Consider the following 16,093-nt stretch of genomic DNA (forward strand, 5'->3'; position numbering starts at 1 on the left):
TTAATAATAATTATTTTGAGCTAATTCAAAGGCGTCATGCATATCAGTCGATGCTCTTTTACCGTTTACCTTTTTCACTAATTCACCTTGTAAAATCAAGCGATGTTCACCTGAAGTGTCACAAGTGACGAGAGTGACTTGTCGTTTACCTGGTACATCTTCAATGACATCGACACGTGTTGGTTCGACGTATTCTTTCATGGTTACTTTATACTCATAGATGTATTCTAAGTCAGTGAGATAAATAGATGACCCTAATTCCACACGAACGAGTGGAGCAAACAATAAGGTTGGATCATACATGTAATGACTGGCTAATGCATAGTTTCCAACACCCATTTTTTGATCTGGCTTCATCGTTCCAGCCCCAACAGAGATAACATAATTTGATACCCCTTTTAGAATAGGTAAATTTAAATCAACGCTAGGGATGGCAATGCCACCAATGACATCACCCACATCACGTCCACGAGATTTAGTAACAGTATTGAAGTCAAGAGATTCTACTTGATCGAAATCAAAAGTAGCATCTTTTTGTTCATTTTTTACGACATCTTCTCTTGTGATTTTGTTGACTTGATACTGAGCTGTATTTTCTTTTACGAGATAATTTTTAATTTGATTATTGAAGATAAGTGCGATTCCGATAAGAAAAAGAACAATCATAATCAAATTAAAAAAGAAATTTTTAATTCGTTGACCAGTAGATTTTTTCTTTTTTGAATGTTTTTCTGAGCGTCTATTTTGTGATGAATGTTGTTTTTTAGATATAATAGTAACCTCCTTTTTGAGTGATCCTATCAACTATCATACCATAATTCTTCAAAAAATAAAGAAAGTAAATTTGGAAATTGTTACATTATTATGTCGTTTTTCGAAAATAAAATAAGTAATTTGTAATATAAACGTAATTAAACTACAAGGGGTTATGTGTTCATTTTGTTGTGGGAAAATGGTATAGTTATAATAGTGAAAAAAGTAGATGAAAGATAGGTGAAAGTGTTGCGACAAAATATATATGTTCATTTAGATGGTATAAGTAATTCTGTTTTAACTAAGGGGTTGAGCCATCAGGACTTTGATCGTTATACTATTCATCGCCCAAAAAACTTATTGTTACTTGATACAAGTGAAGTTGAGGGAGAGTATGAAGCGCATACAGGTTTTAGAGTTATTCGTGGACAAGAAAATGTCGATCATTATCTCAGTAATTTAAATTATAGTACACGAAGAGAAATTAAATGGTTAGATTTTGAAGAATACGATGCGTTAAAACGTTTAACTGCTAATGAAATAGCTGAAATTCTGTATTTATCTCATATGAAGATGCAATTAAGATCACCATTTTTTTACAAATTACAAAATAATTATGCTTTTTTTGAAACGGAACAAGAAGTTATGAAAGTATATTATAGAAATATTGATGAGTTTTATCAATCGTTGGCAAAGAAAATATCAGATAAAGTATTGTATCAATTAAATGCTAACCGTTCATTGTTTTCAAAACGATATACAACCATTACACCATTGCCTTTTGATTTGGTCAAAGAATTGAAGAATATCATGCAGGAGGGGACCGTTTTTGAGTTTTCTCAAGTTGGTTTATCTGAAAATAAATATAGTATTCCAATCCATGTAGTAGAAGATAACCTGAGAAAAATTGCAAGTAATCAGTTATTTTTAGAAGAAAAGGTAGGAGTATTAACTTATCAACATCAAGAAATGACTTGGACATTTAACCGTGTGAAAAACCCAATATTGTAATTAAAAAAATTTTTTATAAAAAATAAGGAATAGAATTTTGAGACATTCTAGAGTATAATTAAGTCCTAGCAAATTTAGGAGGACAACCATGAAGATTTTTTTAGTATATGGTGGAAAAAGTGCCGAACATGATGTATCTATATTATCGGCGTTTTCAATTTTACAGTCGATTTATTACAACTACTACTCAGTTCAATTAATTTATATTACCAAAGAAGGAAATTGGTTAAAGGGGAATGTATATCAATCTGCTCCTTTACATAAAGAAGAGTTACGATTAACACTTGCAAATGCTCAACCTATTTTGCCAAGTGACCTAAAAGAAGGAAATGCAGTGATATTTCCAGTGTTACATGGTCCTAACGGTGAAGATGGGACTATTCAAGGGTTATTTGAAGTGTTAAACATGCCATATGTTGGTGCAGGTGTGTTAGCAAGCGCTTGTGCAATGGATAAGATTGTTGGTAAGCAATTATTTCAACAAGTCGGTATTCCTCAATTACCATATGTAGCCGTAACTAAAAATGGATATAGAGATCATCAAGAAGAAATTCTTTTAGAGTGTGAAGGTAGTTTAATCTACCCGATGTTTGTTAAACCAGCAAATATGGGCTCAAGTGTTGGTATCAACAAGGCTGAAACACGTGAGGAATTAGTTGAAGCGATAGCAGAAGCGTTTCGTTTTGACCGTCGTGTGATTGTGGAACAAGGAATTGAAGCAAGAGAATTAGAAGTAGCTGTCCTTGGTAATGATGAAATTCGTACAACTTTAGCTGGAGAGATTGTTAAAGATGTCGCTTTTTATACCTATGAATCAAAATATTTAGATAATAAAGTTGACTTACAAATACCAGCAGATATATCAGAAGAATTGCAAGAAAAGTTACAATACTATGCAAGAAAAGCATATCAAACGCTTGATGGAAGTGGCTTGAGTCGCTGTGACTTTTTCTTAACAGCAAATAATGAAGTATTCCTTAATGAGGTAAATACAATGCCAGGGTTTACACCGTTTAGCATGTACCCATTATTGTGGCAAAATATGGGATTAAACTATGGTGATTTATTAGAAGAATTAATTCAATTAGCTAAATTACGTTTTGAAAAAAAACAACAAATTGAAGTGGAACAATTGTAGAGTTGAACGTTTGTTCAGCTCTTTTTGTTGATAAATGAAAGAAGGGAAAACATGAATTTATCAGTACAAGAAGTAGCGGATGCTGTAGAAGGTGTCAATCATGCCTTACAAGTCAAATACGATATGATAGAGTCTGTTGAGTTTGATACAAGAAAAATAGTGGAGAATAGTTTGTTTGTTCCCCTAAAAGGAGCAAGAGATGGTCACGATTTTATTGACCAAGCGATAGAACATGGGGCATTACTTGTGTTTTCTGAGAAAGAACTACCAGATAGTATTCCATACATCAAAGTGGATGACACGCTATCTGCTTTGCAGAAATTGTCTCAGTATTACTTAAAAAAAATTGGTCCTAAAATTGTCGGAATTACAGGAAGTAATGGAAAAACAACGACTAAAGATATGACAGCAGCTGTGTTATCACAACAATTTAAAACATATAAAACACAAGGAAATTACAATAATCATATTGGTCTACCTTACACAATTTTATCGATGCCAGAAGATACTGAGATGCTAGTATTAGAGATGGGGATGGATCATAAAGGTGAAATTGAAGTCTTATCGAATATTGCCACACCTGATATTGCAACTATCACGTTAATTGGTGAATCTCATATTGAGTATTTAGGGTCTCGTCAAGGCATTGCGGAAGCAAAAATGGAAATCACATCGGGCTTACAAGATGATGGTTTATTGATTATCCCAAATGATGAACCTTTGTTAAAAAGATTGATTGTTGATGTGCCACAAAAAGTAGAGAGTTTTGGTATTAATACAGAAGCCACTTTATCAGCAACGATTGTATCCGAATCAAAAAATGATACACAATTTGTCACTAATTTATTTGGAGATCACATTTTCTCTATTCCTGTTTTAGGAGGATACAATGTTAAAAATGCGTTGATTTCATTGCTTATTGGTCAGTTCTTTGGCATGTCTCCTAATAAAATGAAGAATGGACTAGCCACATTTGATTTGACTAAAAATAGAACAGAGTGGTTAAAAACAGAAGATGGCATCGATATTTTAAGTGATGTCTATAATGCGAATCCGACAGCCATGAAATTAGTGCTAGATACGTTTTCGTCTCTTAAACTTGAGGGGAGAAAATTTGTTGTGTTAGGCGATATGCTAGAATTAGGTGAGCTTTCAAGTGAGATGCATGAAAGTATCGCTGAGCATATCTCTCCTAATGATTTAGAACAAGTATATCTTTATGGGGAAGAGATGAACGCTCTTTATAATCTTCTAAATGAGAGAATGCCAAAAGGCTCTCTTCATTTTTACCAAAAAAATGAAAAAAAAGAATTAATGGAAAATTTATCGAGTCAACTACAGCCAAAAGACACTGTTTTTCTGAAAGCAAGTAATGGAATGGGACTAAATGAAGTTGTTGAATTTTTATTAAAAAAGCATGAATAAGCAAGGTTTTATTGTTAAATATTTGAGAATATGATAGTATTATACGAATGCCTATTTTCATTTTTTTTCATTATATAAAAAGAAAAGCAGTCGATATAGCAACAAACTAGGAGGATATCATTTGAAATTTAGTGAATTACAGTTAGAAAAAAGTTTATTACAAGCCATCGAAAATATTGGGTTTGAAGAAGCAACACCCGTACAAAGTGCGACAATCCCGTTAGCGTTAGAAGGACGCGACGTGATTGGACAAGCGCAAACAGGTACTGGTAAAACAGCCGCTTTTGGGCTACCAATGTTAAATAAAATTGACCCTAATAAACCAGTGTTACAAGCATTAGTTATTGCGCCAACGCGTGAATTAGCTATTCAAACGCAAGAAGAATTATACCGTTTAGGTAAAGAAAAAAAAGTAAAAGTTCAATCAGTTTATGGTGGAGCAGATATTGGTCGACAAATTCGTGCGTTAAAAAACAAACCACAAATTGTGGTGGGAACTCCTGGCCGTTTATTAGACCATATTAATCGCCGTACGTTGAAATTAGATACAGTAGAGACACTTGTATTAGATGAAGCAGATGAAATGCTAAACATGGGCTTTTTAGAAGATATTGAAGCAATCATCTCTAAAGTTCCAGCAGAAAGACAAACACTATTGTTCTCAGCTACAATGCCTGACTCAATTAAACGTATTGGGGTTAAATTCATGCAAGACCCTGAGCATGTTCGTATCAAAGCAAAGGAAATGACAGCTAATCTAATCGATCAGTATTACGTTCGTTGTAAAGAATTTGAAAAATTTGATGTTATGACTCGTTTATTTGATGTTCAATCACCAGAATTAACGATTGTTTTTGGGCGCACCAAACGTCGCGTGGATGAATTAGCTCGTGGACTTGAAATGCGTGGTTATAAAGCAGAAGGTATTCATGGAGATTTACCTCAACATAAGCGTATGAGTATTTTAAAAGCCTTTAAAAATGGTGAATTAGATATTTTAGTTGCAACAGACGTGGCAGCTCGTGGATTAGATATTTCTGGTGTCAGCCATGTGTACAACTACGATATTCCACAAGATCCAGAAAGCTATGTTCACCGTATTGGTCGTACAGGTCGTGCTGGTAAAGAAGGGATGTCCGTAACATTTGTTACACCAAATGAGATGGGTTACTTACATGTCATTGAAGATTTAACGAAAAAACAGATGACACCTCTTCGTCCACCTTCTAAAAAAGAAGCAGTTGAAGGACAAATTGGGGCTGCAATTACTGAAATTAAAGATTTACTAGCTGCAAATGGTCTAGAAAAATATCAGTTAGCAGCAAGCGACTTGCTAGAAGAGTATACAGCAGAAGATTTAGCAGCATTGTTAATCAAACAAACCTCTAAAGATGATGCTGCAGAAGTTCCAGTGAAAATCACGCCAGAACGTCCATTGCCAAATCGTCGTGGCAACAATAAAAATGGTGGTCGTGGTAAAGGTGGAAACTATAACCGTCGTAATAACAATAAAGGTGGCGGTCGTGGTAAAGAGCAATATAACAAGAAAAAACGTTATAATAACTCTGATGCACCTAAAAAAAATAACAACAAATCAAGCAATAAATCATCACAGAAAAAAGATGGTGGCCGTGGATTTGTGATTCGTAGTAACGACAAATAATGATATAGTACCAATCTGACAGATGTTGGGTTGGTACTTTTTGATTTATTGTAAAAGGATTCTGTTCGCTTTTTTTGGGGGTTATCGTTATAATTAAACTAATATAGAAAGGAGCACTAGTATGATTATAGGAATTGGTATAGATGCAGTAAAGTTAAAAAGAATTGAAGATATTATCGATCATAATCCTAAGTTCATAAGCAGAGTGCTCACACCTAAAGAACAGGAACTATTTAATGATTTAAAAAAGAAACGAAAAATTGAATTTTTGGGTGGAAGGTTTGCTTGCAAAGAAGCCTTTTCTAAGGCTTACGGAACAGGTATTGGAAAAATTGGGTTTCAGGATATAGAAATATTGCCTGAAAGTACAGGAAGACCGATTGTGAAACAATCTGTTTTTGAAGGAAGCGTACATGTATCTATTACGCACACTGATACAGATGCATTTGCACAGATTATTTTAGAGAAATAAAAAAACGAAACACGATGTGCTTCGCCTATTTGCTAATAGATAATGTTTGAGAATGATTGGAATGGATAATAGATATTTTTTTTATATAATTGGCAGAAATCATTTTGATTTCATTTGATTTTTGTAGTTTTATAACCAAAGCATTACGATTAATAGCATGCTGATATATTCTTCCAACAAGTGTTTCATAAGTTGGTTGGGATGGTTCTTGGTATTGTAGTACAACTAAGCTTTTTTGTAAGATAGCTTGATTGATTTGTTGGTGAATGAGAGTTAAATGTCTTTCCTTTTCTGATTCATCATCTAAAAAAGAAGAAATAAAACGTTGCGACGAACGGGAGATAAAACGAGTAAATTTTTTGACATGATTTTCTTTAGTCGACTTTGTAGACGGTTGCTTTTTTATCATCAGTCATTCTCCTTTTTAGTCTTTCTTCCTCTTATTATACGAATCATCCTGAACTTAGTCAAACAAATAATTGTGTTGTAAGAGTGCGTTATTTGTAAAAAAATATGTAAAGTTGGTGAAAAAAGATGCTGAAAGGATGGTATCCTTCAGACTTATATAGGTTAAAACATTATAGTCCAAAAGAGTGGCTTCCATTTAAAAATAGTCATCAAAAGTCTTTAGAAGATTTGTATAAAAATAGTTTCTCTTTACAAGACAATCACCTCTTAATGGCTTGGTATAAGGGAAGTCGTTTATTAGCGATATGTGATGGATTTATTGAAGGCCATTGTTTTTTTGTGACAAATATTTTAAGTGTCTCTGATTCTTTTGGATTTAAAGAGTGTATATTAATGTTAGAGACTATCGCTAAAAGTCGTCGTTTGTCATATATTTACTTGCCTGATTTTTCGGATGTATCATTAGCAAAGAAACATCTGATTGAGTTGGGATTTGAAAAAAAATCTCACCCTAAAAAAGGCTATTACTATAGTGTTTCTTATCACACAGGCGTTGTTTTAGGTGGTGGTGGTGCAAGAGGCGCGTATCAAGTAGGGGCTTGGCGAGCAATGAGAGAAATCGGTGTGACGTACGATTTAATAAGTGGAACGTCTGTTGGTGCTCTAAATGGCGCTTTTATGGTGCAAGGGAATTTAGAAGATGCTGAGGCTATGTGGCGTGATATTGCCACAAAAAAAATACTTAAACTATCTTTGGACGACAAGGAAAATCAGACGAGAGAAAAGTTGATAAATGGCGTGAAGATTTTAACGATGTCAGCTCTAAAAGAAAATGGTGTGGATAGCACGCCACTTTACCACATGATTGAAACGATGATTGATGGCAAGAAAATGTATAGAGCACGCAAACATCCTATTGATTTTTTCTTTATTACGACACTTGTTCCAAAAATGGAAGAGGTAGTTGTTTCTTTGAAGGACATACCCAAAGAAGAGTTAAGTCAGTGGTTATTAGCCACTGCGTCATTTTATCCAGCAATGAAAGCCTGTGAGATTAATGGGCACTATTATGTAGACGGTGGGTATCGTAATAACATTCCAAAAGATGTTTTATTAAAACATGGTGCGAGTGAATTAGTGATTGTTGACGTTAAAGGTCCAGGTTTTATTAAACCAATCAGAACCCCTAGAAATGTGACTGAAACGTTAATAAGTAGCCGCTGGGGACTAGGAGCTGTTTTGCTATTTGACAAGGAAAGAGCCGCATGGAATATGCGACAAGGGTACTTAGATACCATGAAAGCTTTTCACGTTTACAAAGGTACATGGTATGCAATAGAAGCTAATCATTTTAAAAAAGAGGCTGTATCATTAACAAAAGAATTTTTAAGTTACTTGAAACAGAATGATTATTTCAGTAAATTAGGTAGTAAGGTAACCCCTAAGTGGATTATGCAACGTCATGTTCAACCAGAATTATTCGGCCTTTTTTTATTAGAAGAAACGGCTCGTCTAGTGCTAGTTGATCCTTCAGATATCTATTCTATTCGGACGTTGTCTCAGCAACTTATCATATCATTTGATGAGAAAAAACAAGCCGTAGATGAGAACATGTTAGGATCACTAAGTGAGTGGATCAGTGGGTCTGTACCTATTTCAGAGAAAAGGATTTTAGAGTATGCTTATCATCTAGTGGATGATAAATCTGAACTAGTAAAAAGAGTCTTTGATGTTAGTTGGAAACAAGTACTGCAAGCAATATTTATAAAGTTTTTGAAGGAGAAAAAAAGATGAGCCAAGAGTTTTCATATGAGATTTTAGAAGAAATTGTTGTTTTATCAGAAAATGCTAAAGGATGGACGAAAGAATTAAACTTAATTAGTTGGAATGGACGACCAGCAAAATTTGATATACGAGATTGGGCACCAAATCATGAAAAAATGGGCAAAGGTATTACCTTAACAAATGAAGAATTTGCTGTTTTAAAAGAAACTCTGGGACAAATGTAGGTGATTGTATGAAAAGTATGACAGGTTATGGACATAGTGAATACTTAGGAGAAGACTATCAGATTACAGTAGATATAAAGTCTGTGAATCACCGCTTTTTAGATCCACAAATAAGGTTATCTAGAGAATACCATCAGAGTGAGAGTGAGATAAAAAAATTATTAAAAGAACATCTTTCTAGAGGTCGAGTGGAATGTTTTGTTACAGTAACCAAAGAAAGTGCCAATACTAAAGGTCTTAAGATTAATTGGGATATGCTTGATTCGTTAGTGAAGGAGCTTGGAGAAGCAGAATATCACCGCTATAAAGACTATCCTTTTTCCGCTGAAAAATTTTTAGCGGGTGGGCTTATGCACCCTGAATTAGTTGAAATAGTGGAAACGAATGATGAGTCAAACAAGGTAGAAAAGGAATTACTAGCAGTATTTAATCAAGCACTGACAGCTTTGAATGAGAGTCGACAAAAAGAAGGAGCAGGTTTAAATGCCTTTTTCAAAGAATATTCTGAGTTATTAAAAAAAGAGTGTCAGATGGTTGCAATTAAAGCAGATGTTATAAAACAGGAACATTATCATAAACTCAAGCAAAAAATGACTGAATTGATTGATGAGTCGTTAATTGATGAATCACGGTTATTAAATGAGGTAGCAGTTTTAGTAGACAAAGGTGATGTAACTGAAGAGTTAGATCGATTAAGTGTGCATATAAAATCGATGGATGCTCTAATCGATAAAAAAGGCCCAATAGGAAAAGAGATGGACTTTTTGATTCAAGAGATGAATAGAGAAGTGAACACGATTGGCTCTAAATCAGCAGACTTACAAGTGAAATCAAGTGTTATTCAACTAAAAACATTGATTGAACAAATTAGAGAGCAAGTCCAGAATATTGAATAATTGATAAAAATTCTCATAGACACTTGCAAAAAAAATCTTTAGGGTGCATTATAGAAGGTAAACTAAGAAAATTGTAAGTGAGAGGACGACACGATGCCAGAACGAGGGTTATTAATTGTATTATCAGGTCCATCAGGTGTAGGAAAAGGGACTGTCAGAAAGGCTTTATTTGAAAAAGATGACAATCAGTTTGAGTATTCTATTTCAATGACAACACGTCAAATGCGTGAAGGTGAAATTGAAGGTGTAGATTATTTCTTTCGCTCAAAAGAAGAATTTGAGCAATTAATCGAAGAAGGAAAAATGTTAGAGTACGCCGAGTATGTTGGAAATTACTATGGTACGCCACTAGATTACGTTAATAAAACATTAGATGAAGGAAAAGATGTTTTTTTAGAGATTGAAGTGCAAGGCGCCATGAAAGTCAAAGAAAAAGTGCCAGATGGTGTTTTTATTTTTTTAACCCCTCCAGATTTTAGTGAATTAAAATCACGTATCGTTAACCGTGGAACAGATGAGTTATCCGTCATAGAAAAAAGAATGAGTAAAGCAAAAGAAGAGATTGAGATGATGCGTCATTACGACTATGCTGTTGTAAATGATGAGGTCGAATTAGCAGTGAACCGTATTAAAAAAATTATTGAAAGCGAACATTACCGTGTAGAACATGTGATTGATCGCTATGAAAATATGCTAAAGGAGCTATAAAAATATGTTATATCCATCAATAGATTCATTATTAGAACAAGTAGACTCAAAATATTCGTTAGTGATTTTGGCTAGTAAACGCGCACACGAACTAGATGAAGGTGCTCAGCCAATGATTGAGCCAGACAAGTTTGTTTCAGTAAAAAATGTAGGCCGAGCATTAGAAGAAATAGCTGTCGGAGACGTTGTAGTTGATCCGAATCCTGAACTAAAAAGAGAACTACTTCGCAGACAGGAAGAAGAGAAAAAAGCATTAAAACGTCGTGAACATCAAGAACTTGAAGCACGTATTCAATTTGAGAAAAAAATGTAAATAAAAAACCTAAGAGATAGACCTCTTGGGTTTTTTTATTCGATAGAAGGTGAAAACATGTCAAAGATAGCACACGTGATAGTTGATGTTCCAACCATGCAAACAGACCAACCGTTCACATATCTTGTTCCCGTCGATATGGCAGATGCCGTCGAAATTGGCATGCGTGTAGAGGTTCCGTTCGGTAATGGAAACCGACATATTCAAGGATTTGTTGTGGGATTGGACGCGGTCAGTGGTGAGGATAGACAATCTTTAAAATCTATAAAAAGTGTATTAGATCTTCATCCTGTGGTCAACGATGAATTACTGTTGTTAGCTGATGAAATGGCAAAAACCACTTTTTCATTTAAAATTACTTGCTTACAAACCATGTTACCTAGTGTCATGCGCTCGACTTATAAAAAATGGTTAGTCGCAGTGGACGATATACCAAAGCATATTGATGAAGAAGTATTTTTAGGATTAGGTGAAAGAGACTGGGAGGAAATAAAAGATTCTTCTTATTTGTCTGAATTGCACCAATTAAGGCAACAAGGTCAAGTAGATATTCGCTATGAAGTAACAACTAAAAATAAAGTTAAAACAATAAAAGTGGTTAAAGCAAATTTGCCTAAAGAAAAATTAATAGACATTCAATCACAATTAAGAAAAAATGCCCACCAAAAGCATCGCTTACTAAATTTTTTTACTGAAGCCCATGCTGGAGAATTTTCTGTGAAAGAACTAGTAGATGACCATGATTTATCCCGTCAAGTTATTAAAGAAGCCGTAGAGCTAGGATGGCTAAATCAAGAAGAAAGAGAAGTTTACCGCGATCCGTATAAAGACAGAGTATTTATGCAAGATGAGGCATTAATATTAAATACTGAGCAACAAATAGTTTTAGATTCAGTGACCCACTCTATCTCTAGTAAAAAAAATGATGTATTTTTATTAGAGGGAATTACAGGTAGTGGGAAAACAGAAGTTTATTTACAGGCTATTTCACATGTGTTAGATGAAAGTAAAACAGCGATTATGTTAGTGCCAGAAATTTCGTTGACCCCACAAACGGTGACACGATTTAAACGTCGTTTTGGTGATAAAGTGGCTGTATTACATAGTGGATTATCTCAAGGGGAAAAGTATGACGAATGGCGAAAAATCGAACGGAAAGAAGCACAGGTAGTAGTTGGTGCTAGATCAGCAGTATTTGCTCCGTTAGAAAATATTGGGTTGATTATCATTGATGAAGAACATGAGACAAGTTATAAGCAAGATGAGTCTCCTAGATATCACGCACGAGATTTAGCTATTTGGCGCGGAGCGTATCACCACTGTCCAGTACTATTAGGTAGTGCGACACCGTCGTTAGAGTCTAGAGCGAGAGCACAAAAAAATGTGTATCACTTGTTAATGTTGACACAGCGAGCATCTAATAATGCTATTTTACCGACCGTATCTGTTGTGGATATGAGGCATGAATTAAAAAAAGGAGTCACAGGTAGTTTTTCAGGACCGTTATTAAATGAATTACGTCACAGATTAGAAAAAAAAGAGCAGTCCGTATTAATGTTAAATCGTCGAGGGTATTCATCGTTTATGATGTGCCGAGATTGTGGGTATGTATTGCCTTGTCCAAATTGTGATATTTCCTTGACTCTGCACATGGATACTAAATCAATGAAGTGTCATTATTGTGGACATGAAGAGCCTATCCCACAATGTTGTCCTATTTGTGATAGTACTAAAATTCGTTACTATGGCACTGGAACGCAAAAGGTTGAAGAAGAGTTGCAAGAATTATTGCCTGATGCAAAAATTTTACGTATGGATGTAGACACGACACGTAAAAAAGGAAGTCATGAGAGGTTATTGCAACAATTTGAAGCGCAAGAAGCTGATATTTTACTAGGCACACAAATGATTGCAAAAGGACTAGACTTTCCTAATGTTACTTTAGTCGGTGTGTTAAATGCGGATACCGCTTTAAATTTACCTGATTTTCGCTCGAGTGAAAGAACGTTTCAATTGTTGACACAGGTTAGTGGTCGTGCTGGTCGTGGTGATAAACTAGGTCAAGTGATTATTCAGACATTTAATCCGGAGCATTATGCTATTGTGTTGTCAAAACAACAAGATTATGAAGCTTTTTATCAACATGAAATGATCCTAAGAAGACAAGGAAAATATCCACCCTACTACTATACTGTTCAGTTAGTTGTTAGTCATGAAGAAGAAATACAAGCAGCTAAAAAAATGCATGAGATAGCTCATAAATTACAATCAGCGTTATCCCCACAAGCGATTATTTTAGGTCCAACACCAAAACCAATGGCAAGGATGAATCGTCGTTATTTTTATCAAACGGTCATAAAATATCGATTTGAGGAACATTTAGCAAAAGTGTTGCAAGCTATTTTGCAAGAGAGTCAAAAAGACATTCGAAGTGGCCTACGAGTGAGTATTGATATGGAGCCACAGCACTTTATTTAGTGCAAATAATAAAGGAGTTTGACATGAGAGAAATAATAAAATATCCTAACACTGTATTGATCACCCCAACAAAAAAAGTGACAGAAATTGATGATGATTTAATTGATTTATTGGAAGAAATGCATGATATCATGGTGAAAAAAGATGGTATTGGTTTGGCAGCTAATCAATTAGGAGAAAGGTGTCGTGTAGCGATTGTTTATATAGATGATGAGTCGGGATTGTTTGAAATGATAAATCCCCGAATAATAAAAAAATCTGGTCAAACAATTGATGTTGAAGGATGTTTAAGTTTTCCGGATATTTATGGCACTGTTGAGAGATTTGATGATATTACTGTCCAATACGTTGATAGAGATGGTTATGAAGTAGAAATTGAAACGTCCGGATATTTGTCACGTGTGATGCAACATGAGATAGAACATTTGGATGGTGGGTTATTTACTGATAAAATAATAAAAAGATTATCACCAGATGAATTAATTGATTACATGGAGGAATATGGTTATGACTAAAATTATATTTATGGGGACACCGGATTTTTCAGTGCCAGTATTAGAAGGTTTAGTGAGTGAAGGGTATGAGGTTGTAGGAGTTGTCACACAACCAGACCGACCAGTCGGAAGAAAGAGAGTGCTAACACCACCTCCAGTCAAACAAGCAGCTCTTGATTTAAACTTACCTGTATTTCAGCCAGAAAAGATTAGCCAGTCGGTAGAGTTAGAAGAAATTATCACTCTTAATCCAGATTTAATCGTCACCGCAGCATTCGGTCAATTTTTACCTGAACGCTTGTTAAAGGCACCTAAATTTGGTGCGATTAATGTTCATGCATCATTATTACCAAAGTATCGTGGAGGAGCGCCTGTTCACTATTCAATCATCAATGGTGACAAAGAAACTGGTGTCACGATTATGGAAATGATCAAAAAAATGGACGCAGGTGATATTTTAGCACAAGAAGCGATTCCGATTTTAGGAACAGATGATGTTGGAAGTATGTTTGATAAATTAAGTCTTTTAGGTAAAGAATTGTTGTTAAAAACATTGCCAGATTTATTAGCTAACAAGATCACACCAACGCCACAAGATGAATCACTCGTTAGTTTTTCTCCAAATATTTCACGTGAAGAAGAACAGATTGATTGGAATAAAACAGCGCAAGAAATTGATTGCCAAATTAGAGGCATGCGTCCATGGCCTGTGGCTTATACAATGTATCAAGATTCACGGTGGAAAATGTGGGATGTGACACCTTTATCAGATGTGACAACGAAAAAACCTGGAACAATTATTTTAAAAGACAAACATCATTTGCAGGTTGCTTGTGGACAAGGGAGTGTTCTGCAATTAAATAGAATACAGCCAGCAGGTAAATCTCAACTCAGTGTAACAGATTTTTTAAATGGCATCGGAAAAACAGTGGAAGTAGGAGACGTACTTGAGTAAACAAAAACAAATTCCAAAACATATCAAGGAAACAGCTCGTTATACAGCTCTTGATTTGCTAACAAAGATTGCTAATAATCAAGCCTATTCGAACGTTTTGATTAACGAGGCGATTAAACGTCATCATCTTTCAGATAAAGATGCTAGATTAATGACAGAAATTGTCTATGGCACAATCAGTCGTCAATTGACATTAGAATATTATTTGGCGCCATTTATCAAAAAAGCTAAAAAGGTCGATACATGGGTGAAACAATTATTGTATTTATCCATGTATCAAATGCTTTATTTGGATAAAGTGCCAGAGTATGGCATTTTTAATGATGCTGTAACCATTGCTAAGGCAAAAGGAAACCCTGGTATTGGTAAGTTTGTTAATGGCGTTTTACGATCCATTCAACGACAAGGAGTTCCTTCATTAGAAAATATTTCAGATGACGTGGAGAGATTATCTATTGAAATTAGTATGCCACTTTGGTTAACTAAACGATTAATCGATGATATAGGGATAGAAGAAACACGCGTGCTGGGTGAATCACTATTAATCCCAAGTCATGTTAGTGCGAGAATTGATACACGGATGTTATCTAGGGAAGACGCAATTATTATGTTGAATGATGAAGAGCTTGAAGTGACAGAAAGTGAACTGTCTCCTTATGGTGTAGTGGCTAAAAAAGGCTTTTTAGCTAGTAGTCAGTTATTTAAGGAAGGAAAGATGACTATTCAGGATGAAAGCTCAATGTTAGTTGCACCTAGTATGCAAATAGCTGAGGATAGTATGGTGCTAGATGCCTGTGCTGCTCCTGGCGGGAAAACCACACATATCGCAACGTTTTTAAATCATGATAAAGGTGGTAAAGTTATCTCTTTAGATATCCATGAACATAAAATAAAATTAATTAAATCAAATGCTGAAAGACTACATGTAGAAGATGTCGTCGAACCAAGACTACTTGATGCAAGAGATGTTTCAAATGAATTTCCAGATGATTATTTTAATAGAGTATTAATTGATGCACCTTGCTCTGGATTAGGGTTATTACGCCGAAAACCTGATATTAAATATCATAAATCTCCTGATGATTTCATGAATTTACAGCGGATTCAATTGGAAATTTTAGAAAGTATTGTACCAAAAGTAGCTCAATGGGGTATAATAACATATAGCACATGTACACTGACACATGAAGAAAATAGAGATGTTGTTGATAAGTTTTTAAACAAACATCCGGATTTTGAGTTGATAGATGTAGTTGGTGCAGAAAAATTAACTAAAAGTTATAAGAATAAACAGTTACAAATTTACCCACATCATTATCATACGGATGGATTTTTTATCAGTTGTTTTAGACGAAAAGCATAGACTAAGG

16 protein-coding genes are annotated in these 16,093 nt (G+C 34.8%); 14 read left to right on the plus strand and 2 right to left on the minus strand.

Annotated features, from left to right (window positions below):
* Positions 1 to 804, minus strand: a complete 804-nt coding sequence (locus JNUCC83_RS11210; RefSeq protein ID WP_454460035.1) for a class A sortase — start codon at positions 802 to 804, stop codon at positions 1 to 3.
* A 198-nt stretch (positions 805 to 1,002) separates the two neighbouring features.
* Here JNUCC83_RS11210 and JNUCC83_RS11215 point away from each other — a divergent pair, with 198 nt between their 5' ends.
* The 5 genes from JNUCC83_RS11215 (at position 1,003) to acpS (ending at position 6,462) form a co-directional block, all read left to right on the plus strand.
* Positions 1,003 to 1,764 carry a hypothetical protein gene (locus JNUCC83_RS11215; RefSeq protein ID WP_454460036.1) on the plus strand — a complete coding sequence of 254 codons (762 nt, stop codon included), beginning with the start codon at positions 1,003 to 1,005 and terminating at the stop codon, positions 1,762 to 1,764.
* A gap of 88 nt (positions 1,765 to 1,852) precedes the next feature.
* A complete protein-coding gene (locus tag JNUCC83_RS11220) occupies positions 1,853 to 2,902 on the plus strand; it encodes a D-alanine--D-alanine ligase (RefSeq protein ID WP_454460037.1) in 1,050 nt (349 codons plus the stop codon).
* 51 nt (positions 2,903 to 2,953) lie between these two features.
* Entirely contained in the window at positions 2,954 to 4,327 is a 1,374-nt protein-coding gene (locus tag JNUCC83_RS11225; protein WP_454460038.1) for a UDP-N-acetylmuramoyl-tripeptide--D-alanyl-D-alanine ligase, read from the plus strand.
* 121 nt (positions 4,328 to 4,448) lie between these two features.
* A complete protein-coding gene (cshA, locus tag JNUCC83_RS11230; RefSeq protein WP_454460039.1) occupies positions 4,449 to 5,990 on the plus strand; it encodes a degradosome RNA helicase CshA in 1,542 nt (513 codons plus the stop codon).
* A gap of 121 nt (positions 5,991 to 6,111) precedes the next feature.
* Positions 6,112 to 6,462: a holo-ACP synthase gene (gene acpS / locus JNUCC83_RS11235; RefSeq protein WP_454460040.1), complete on the plus strand. Its 351-nt coding sequence runs from the start codon at positions 6,112 to 6,114 to the stop codon at positions 6,460 to 6,462.
* Between the two features lie 25 nt (positions 6,463 to 6,487).
* On the opposite strand, the gene JNUCC83_RS11240 is transcribed toward acpS, so the two are convergent.
* Complete coding sequence (locus JNUCC83_RS11240; RefSeq protein WP_454460041.1) at positions 6,488 to 6,871, minus strand: hypothetical protein; 384 nt, start codon at positions 6,869 to 6,871, stop codon at positions 6,488 to 6,490.
* A gap of 125 nt (positions 6,872 to 6,996) precedes the next feature.
* On the opposite strand from JNUCC83_RS11240, the gene JNUCC83_RS11245 reads away from it, so the two are divergent.
* From JNUCC83_RS11245 to rsmB, 9 genes are all read left to right on the plus strand, one after another.
* Positions 6,997 to 8,664: a patatin-like phospholipase family protein gene (locus JNUCC83_RS11245; protein ID WP_454460042.1), complete on the plus strand. Its 1,668-nt coding sequence runs from the start codon at positions 6,997 to 6,999 to the stop codon at positions 8,662 to 8,664.
* The gene (locus JNUCC83_RS11250; RefSeq protein ID WP_454460043.1) at positions 8,661 to 8,879 is read left to right on the plus strand and encodes a YdbC family protein; all 219 of its coding nucleotides are present in this window, start codon (positions 8,661 to 8,663) and stop codon (positions 8,877 to 8,879) included. Before JNUCC83_RS11245 ends, JNUCC83_RS11250 begins: the two co-directional genes overlap by 4 nt.
* An 8-nt stretch (positions 8,880 to 8,887) precedes the next feature.
* Entirely contained in the window at positions 8,888 to 9,775 is an 888-nt protein-coding gene (locus JNUCC83_RS11255) for a YicC/YloC family endoribonuclease (RefSeq protein ID WP_454460044.1), read from the plus strand.
* Between the two features lie 93 nt (positions 9,776 to 9,868).
* Positions 9,869 to 10,483: a guanylate kinase gene (gmk, locus tag JNUCC83_RS11260; protein WP_454460045.1), complete on the plus strand. Its 615-nt coding sequence runs from the start codon at positions 9,869 to 9,871 to the stop codon at positions 10,481 to 10,483.
* Positions 10,484 to 10,487: 4 nt separating this feature from the next.
* Positions 10,488 to 10,796, plus strand: a complete 309-nt coding sequence (rpoZ, locus tag JNUCC83_RS11265; RefSeq protein ID WP_454460046.1) for a DNA-directed RNA polymerase subunit omega — start codon at positions 10,488 to 10,490, stop codon at positions 10,794 to 10,796.
* 57 nt (positions 10,797 to 10,853) lie between these two features.
* A complete protein-coding gene (gene priA, locus JNUCC83_RS11270) occupies positions 10,854 to 13,274 on the plus strand; it encodes a primosomal protein N' (RefSeq protein ID WP_454460047.1) in 2,421 nt (806 codons plus the stop codon).
* 23 nt (positions 13,275 to 13,297) lie between these two features.
* Positions 13,298 to 13,789 carry a peptide deformylase gene (def, locus tag JNUCC83_RS11275; protein WP_454460048.1) on the plus strand — a complete coding sequence of 164 codons (492 nt, stop codon included), beginning with the start codon at positions 13,298 to 13,300 and terminating at the stop codon, positions 13,787 to 13,789.
* A complete protein-coding gene (fmt, locus tag JNUCC83_RS11280) occupies positions 13,782 to 14,723 on the plus strand; it encodes a methionyl-tRNA formyltransferase (RefSeq protein ID WP_454460049.1) in 942 nt (313 codons plus the stop codon). The genes def and fmt overlap by 8 nt, the downstream gene beginning before the upstream one ends.
* A complete protein-coding gene (gene rsmB, locus JNUCC83_RS11285; RefSeq protein ID WP_454460050.1) occupies positions 14,716 to 16,086 on the plus strand; it encodes a 16S rRNA (cytosine(967)-C(5))-methyltransferase RsmB in 1,371 nt (456 codons plus the stop codon). Before fmt ends, rsmB begins: the two co-directional genes overlap by 8 nt.
* Positions 16,087 to 16,093: the final 7 nt, after the last annotated feature.

It is taken from the genome of Vagococcus sp. JNUCC 83 (assembly GCF_053667615.1).

Bases quoted from the DNA above. Each gene is read 5' to 3' on its own strand.
- JNUCC83_RS11255 (WP_454460044.1), top strand. From the start codon at position 8,888: ATGAAAAGTATGACAGGTTATGGACATAGTGAATACTTAGGAGAAGAC.
- priA (WP_454460047.1), top strand. From the start codon at position 10,854: ATGTCAAAGATAGCACACGTGATAGTTGATGTTCCAACCATGCAAACA.
- JNUCC83_RS11220 (WP_454460037.1), top strand. From the start codon at position 1,853: ATGAAGATTTTTTTAGTATATGGTGGAAAAAGTGCCGAACATGATGTA.
- gmk (WP_454460045.1), top strand. From the start codon at position 9,869: ATGCCAGAACGAGGGTTATTAATTGTATTATCAGGTCCATCAGGTGTA.
- JNUCC83_RS11250 (WP_454460043.1), top strand. From the start codon at position 8,661: ATGAGCCAAGAGTTTTCATATGAGATTTTAGAAGAAATTGTTGTTTTA.
- def (WP_454460048.1), top strand. From the start codon at position 13,298: ATGAGAGAAATAATAAAATATCCTAACACTGTATTGATCACCCCAACA.
- JNUCC83_RS11245 (WP_454460042.1), top strand. From the start codon at position 6,997: ATGCTGAAAGGATGGTATCCTTCAGACTTATATAGGTTAAAACATTAT.
- JNUCC83_RS11240 (WP_454460041.1), bottom strand. From the start codon at position 6,871: ATGATAAAAAAGCAACCGTCTACAAAGTCGACTAAAGAAAATCATGTC.
- fmt (WP_454460049.1), top strand. From the start codon at position 13,782: ATGACTAAAATTATATTTATGGGGACACCGGATTTTTCAGTGCCAGTA.
- JNUCC83_RS11225 (WP_454460038.1), top strand. From the start codon at position 2,954: ATGAATTTATCAGTACAAGAAGTAGCGGATGCTGTAGAAGGTGTCAAT.
- acpS (WP_454460040.1), top strand. From the start codon at position 6,112: ATGATTATAGGAATTGGTATAGATGCAGTAAAGTTAAAAAGAATTGAA.
- rpoZ (WP_454460046.1), top strand. From the start codon at position 10,488: ATGTTATATCCATCAATAGATTCATTATTAGAACAAGTAGACTCAAAA.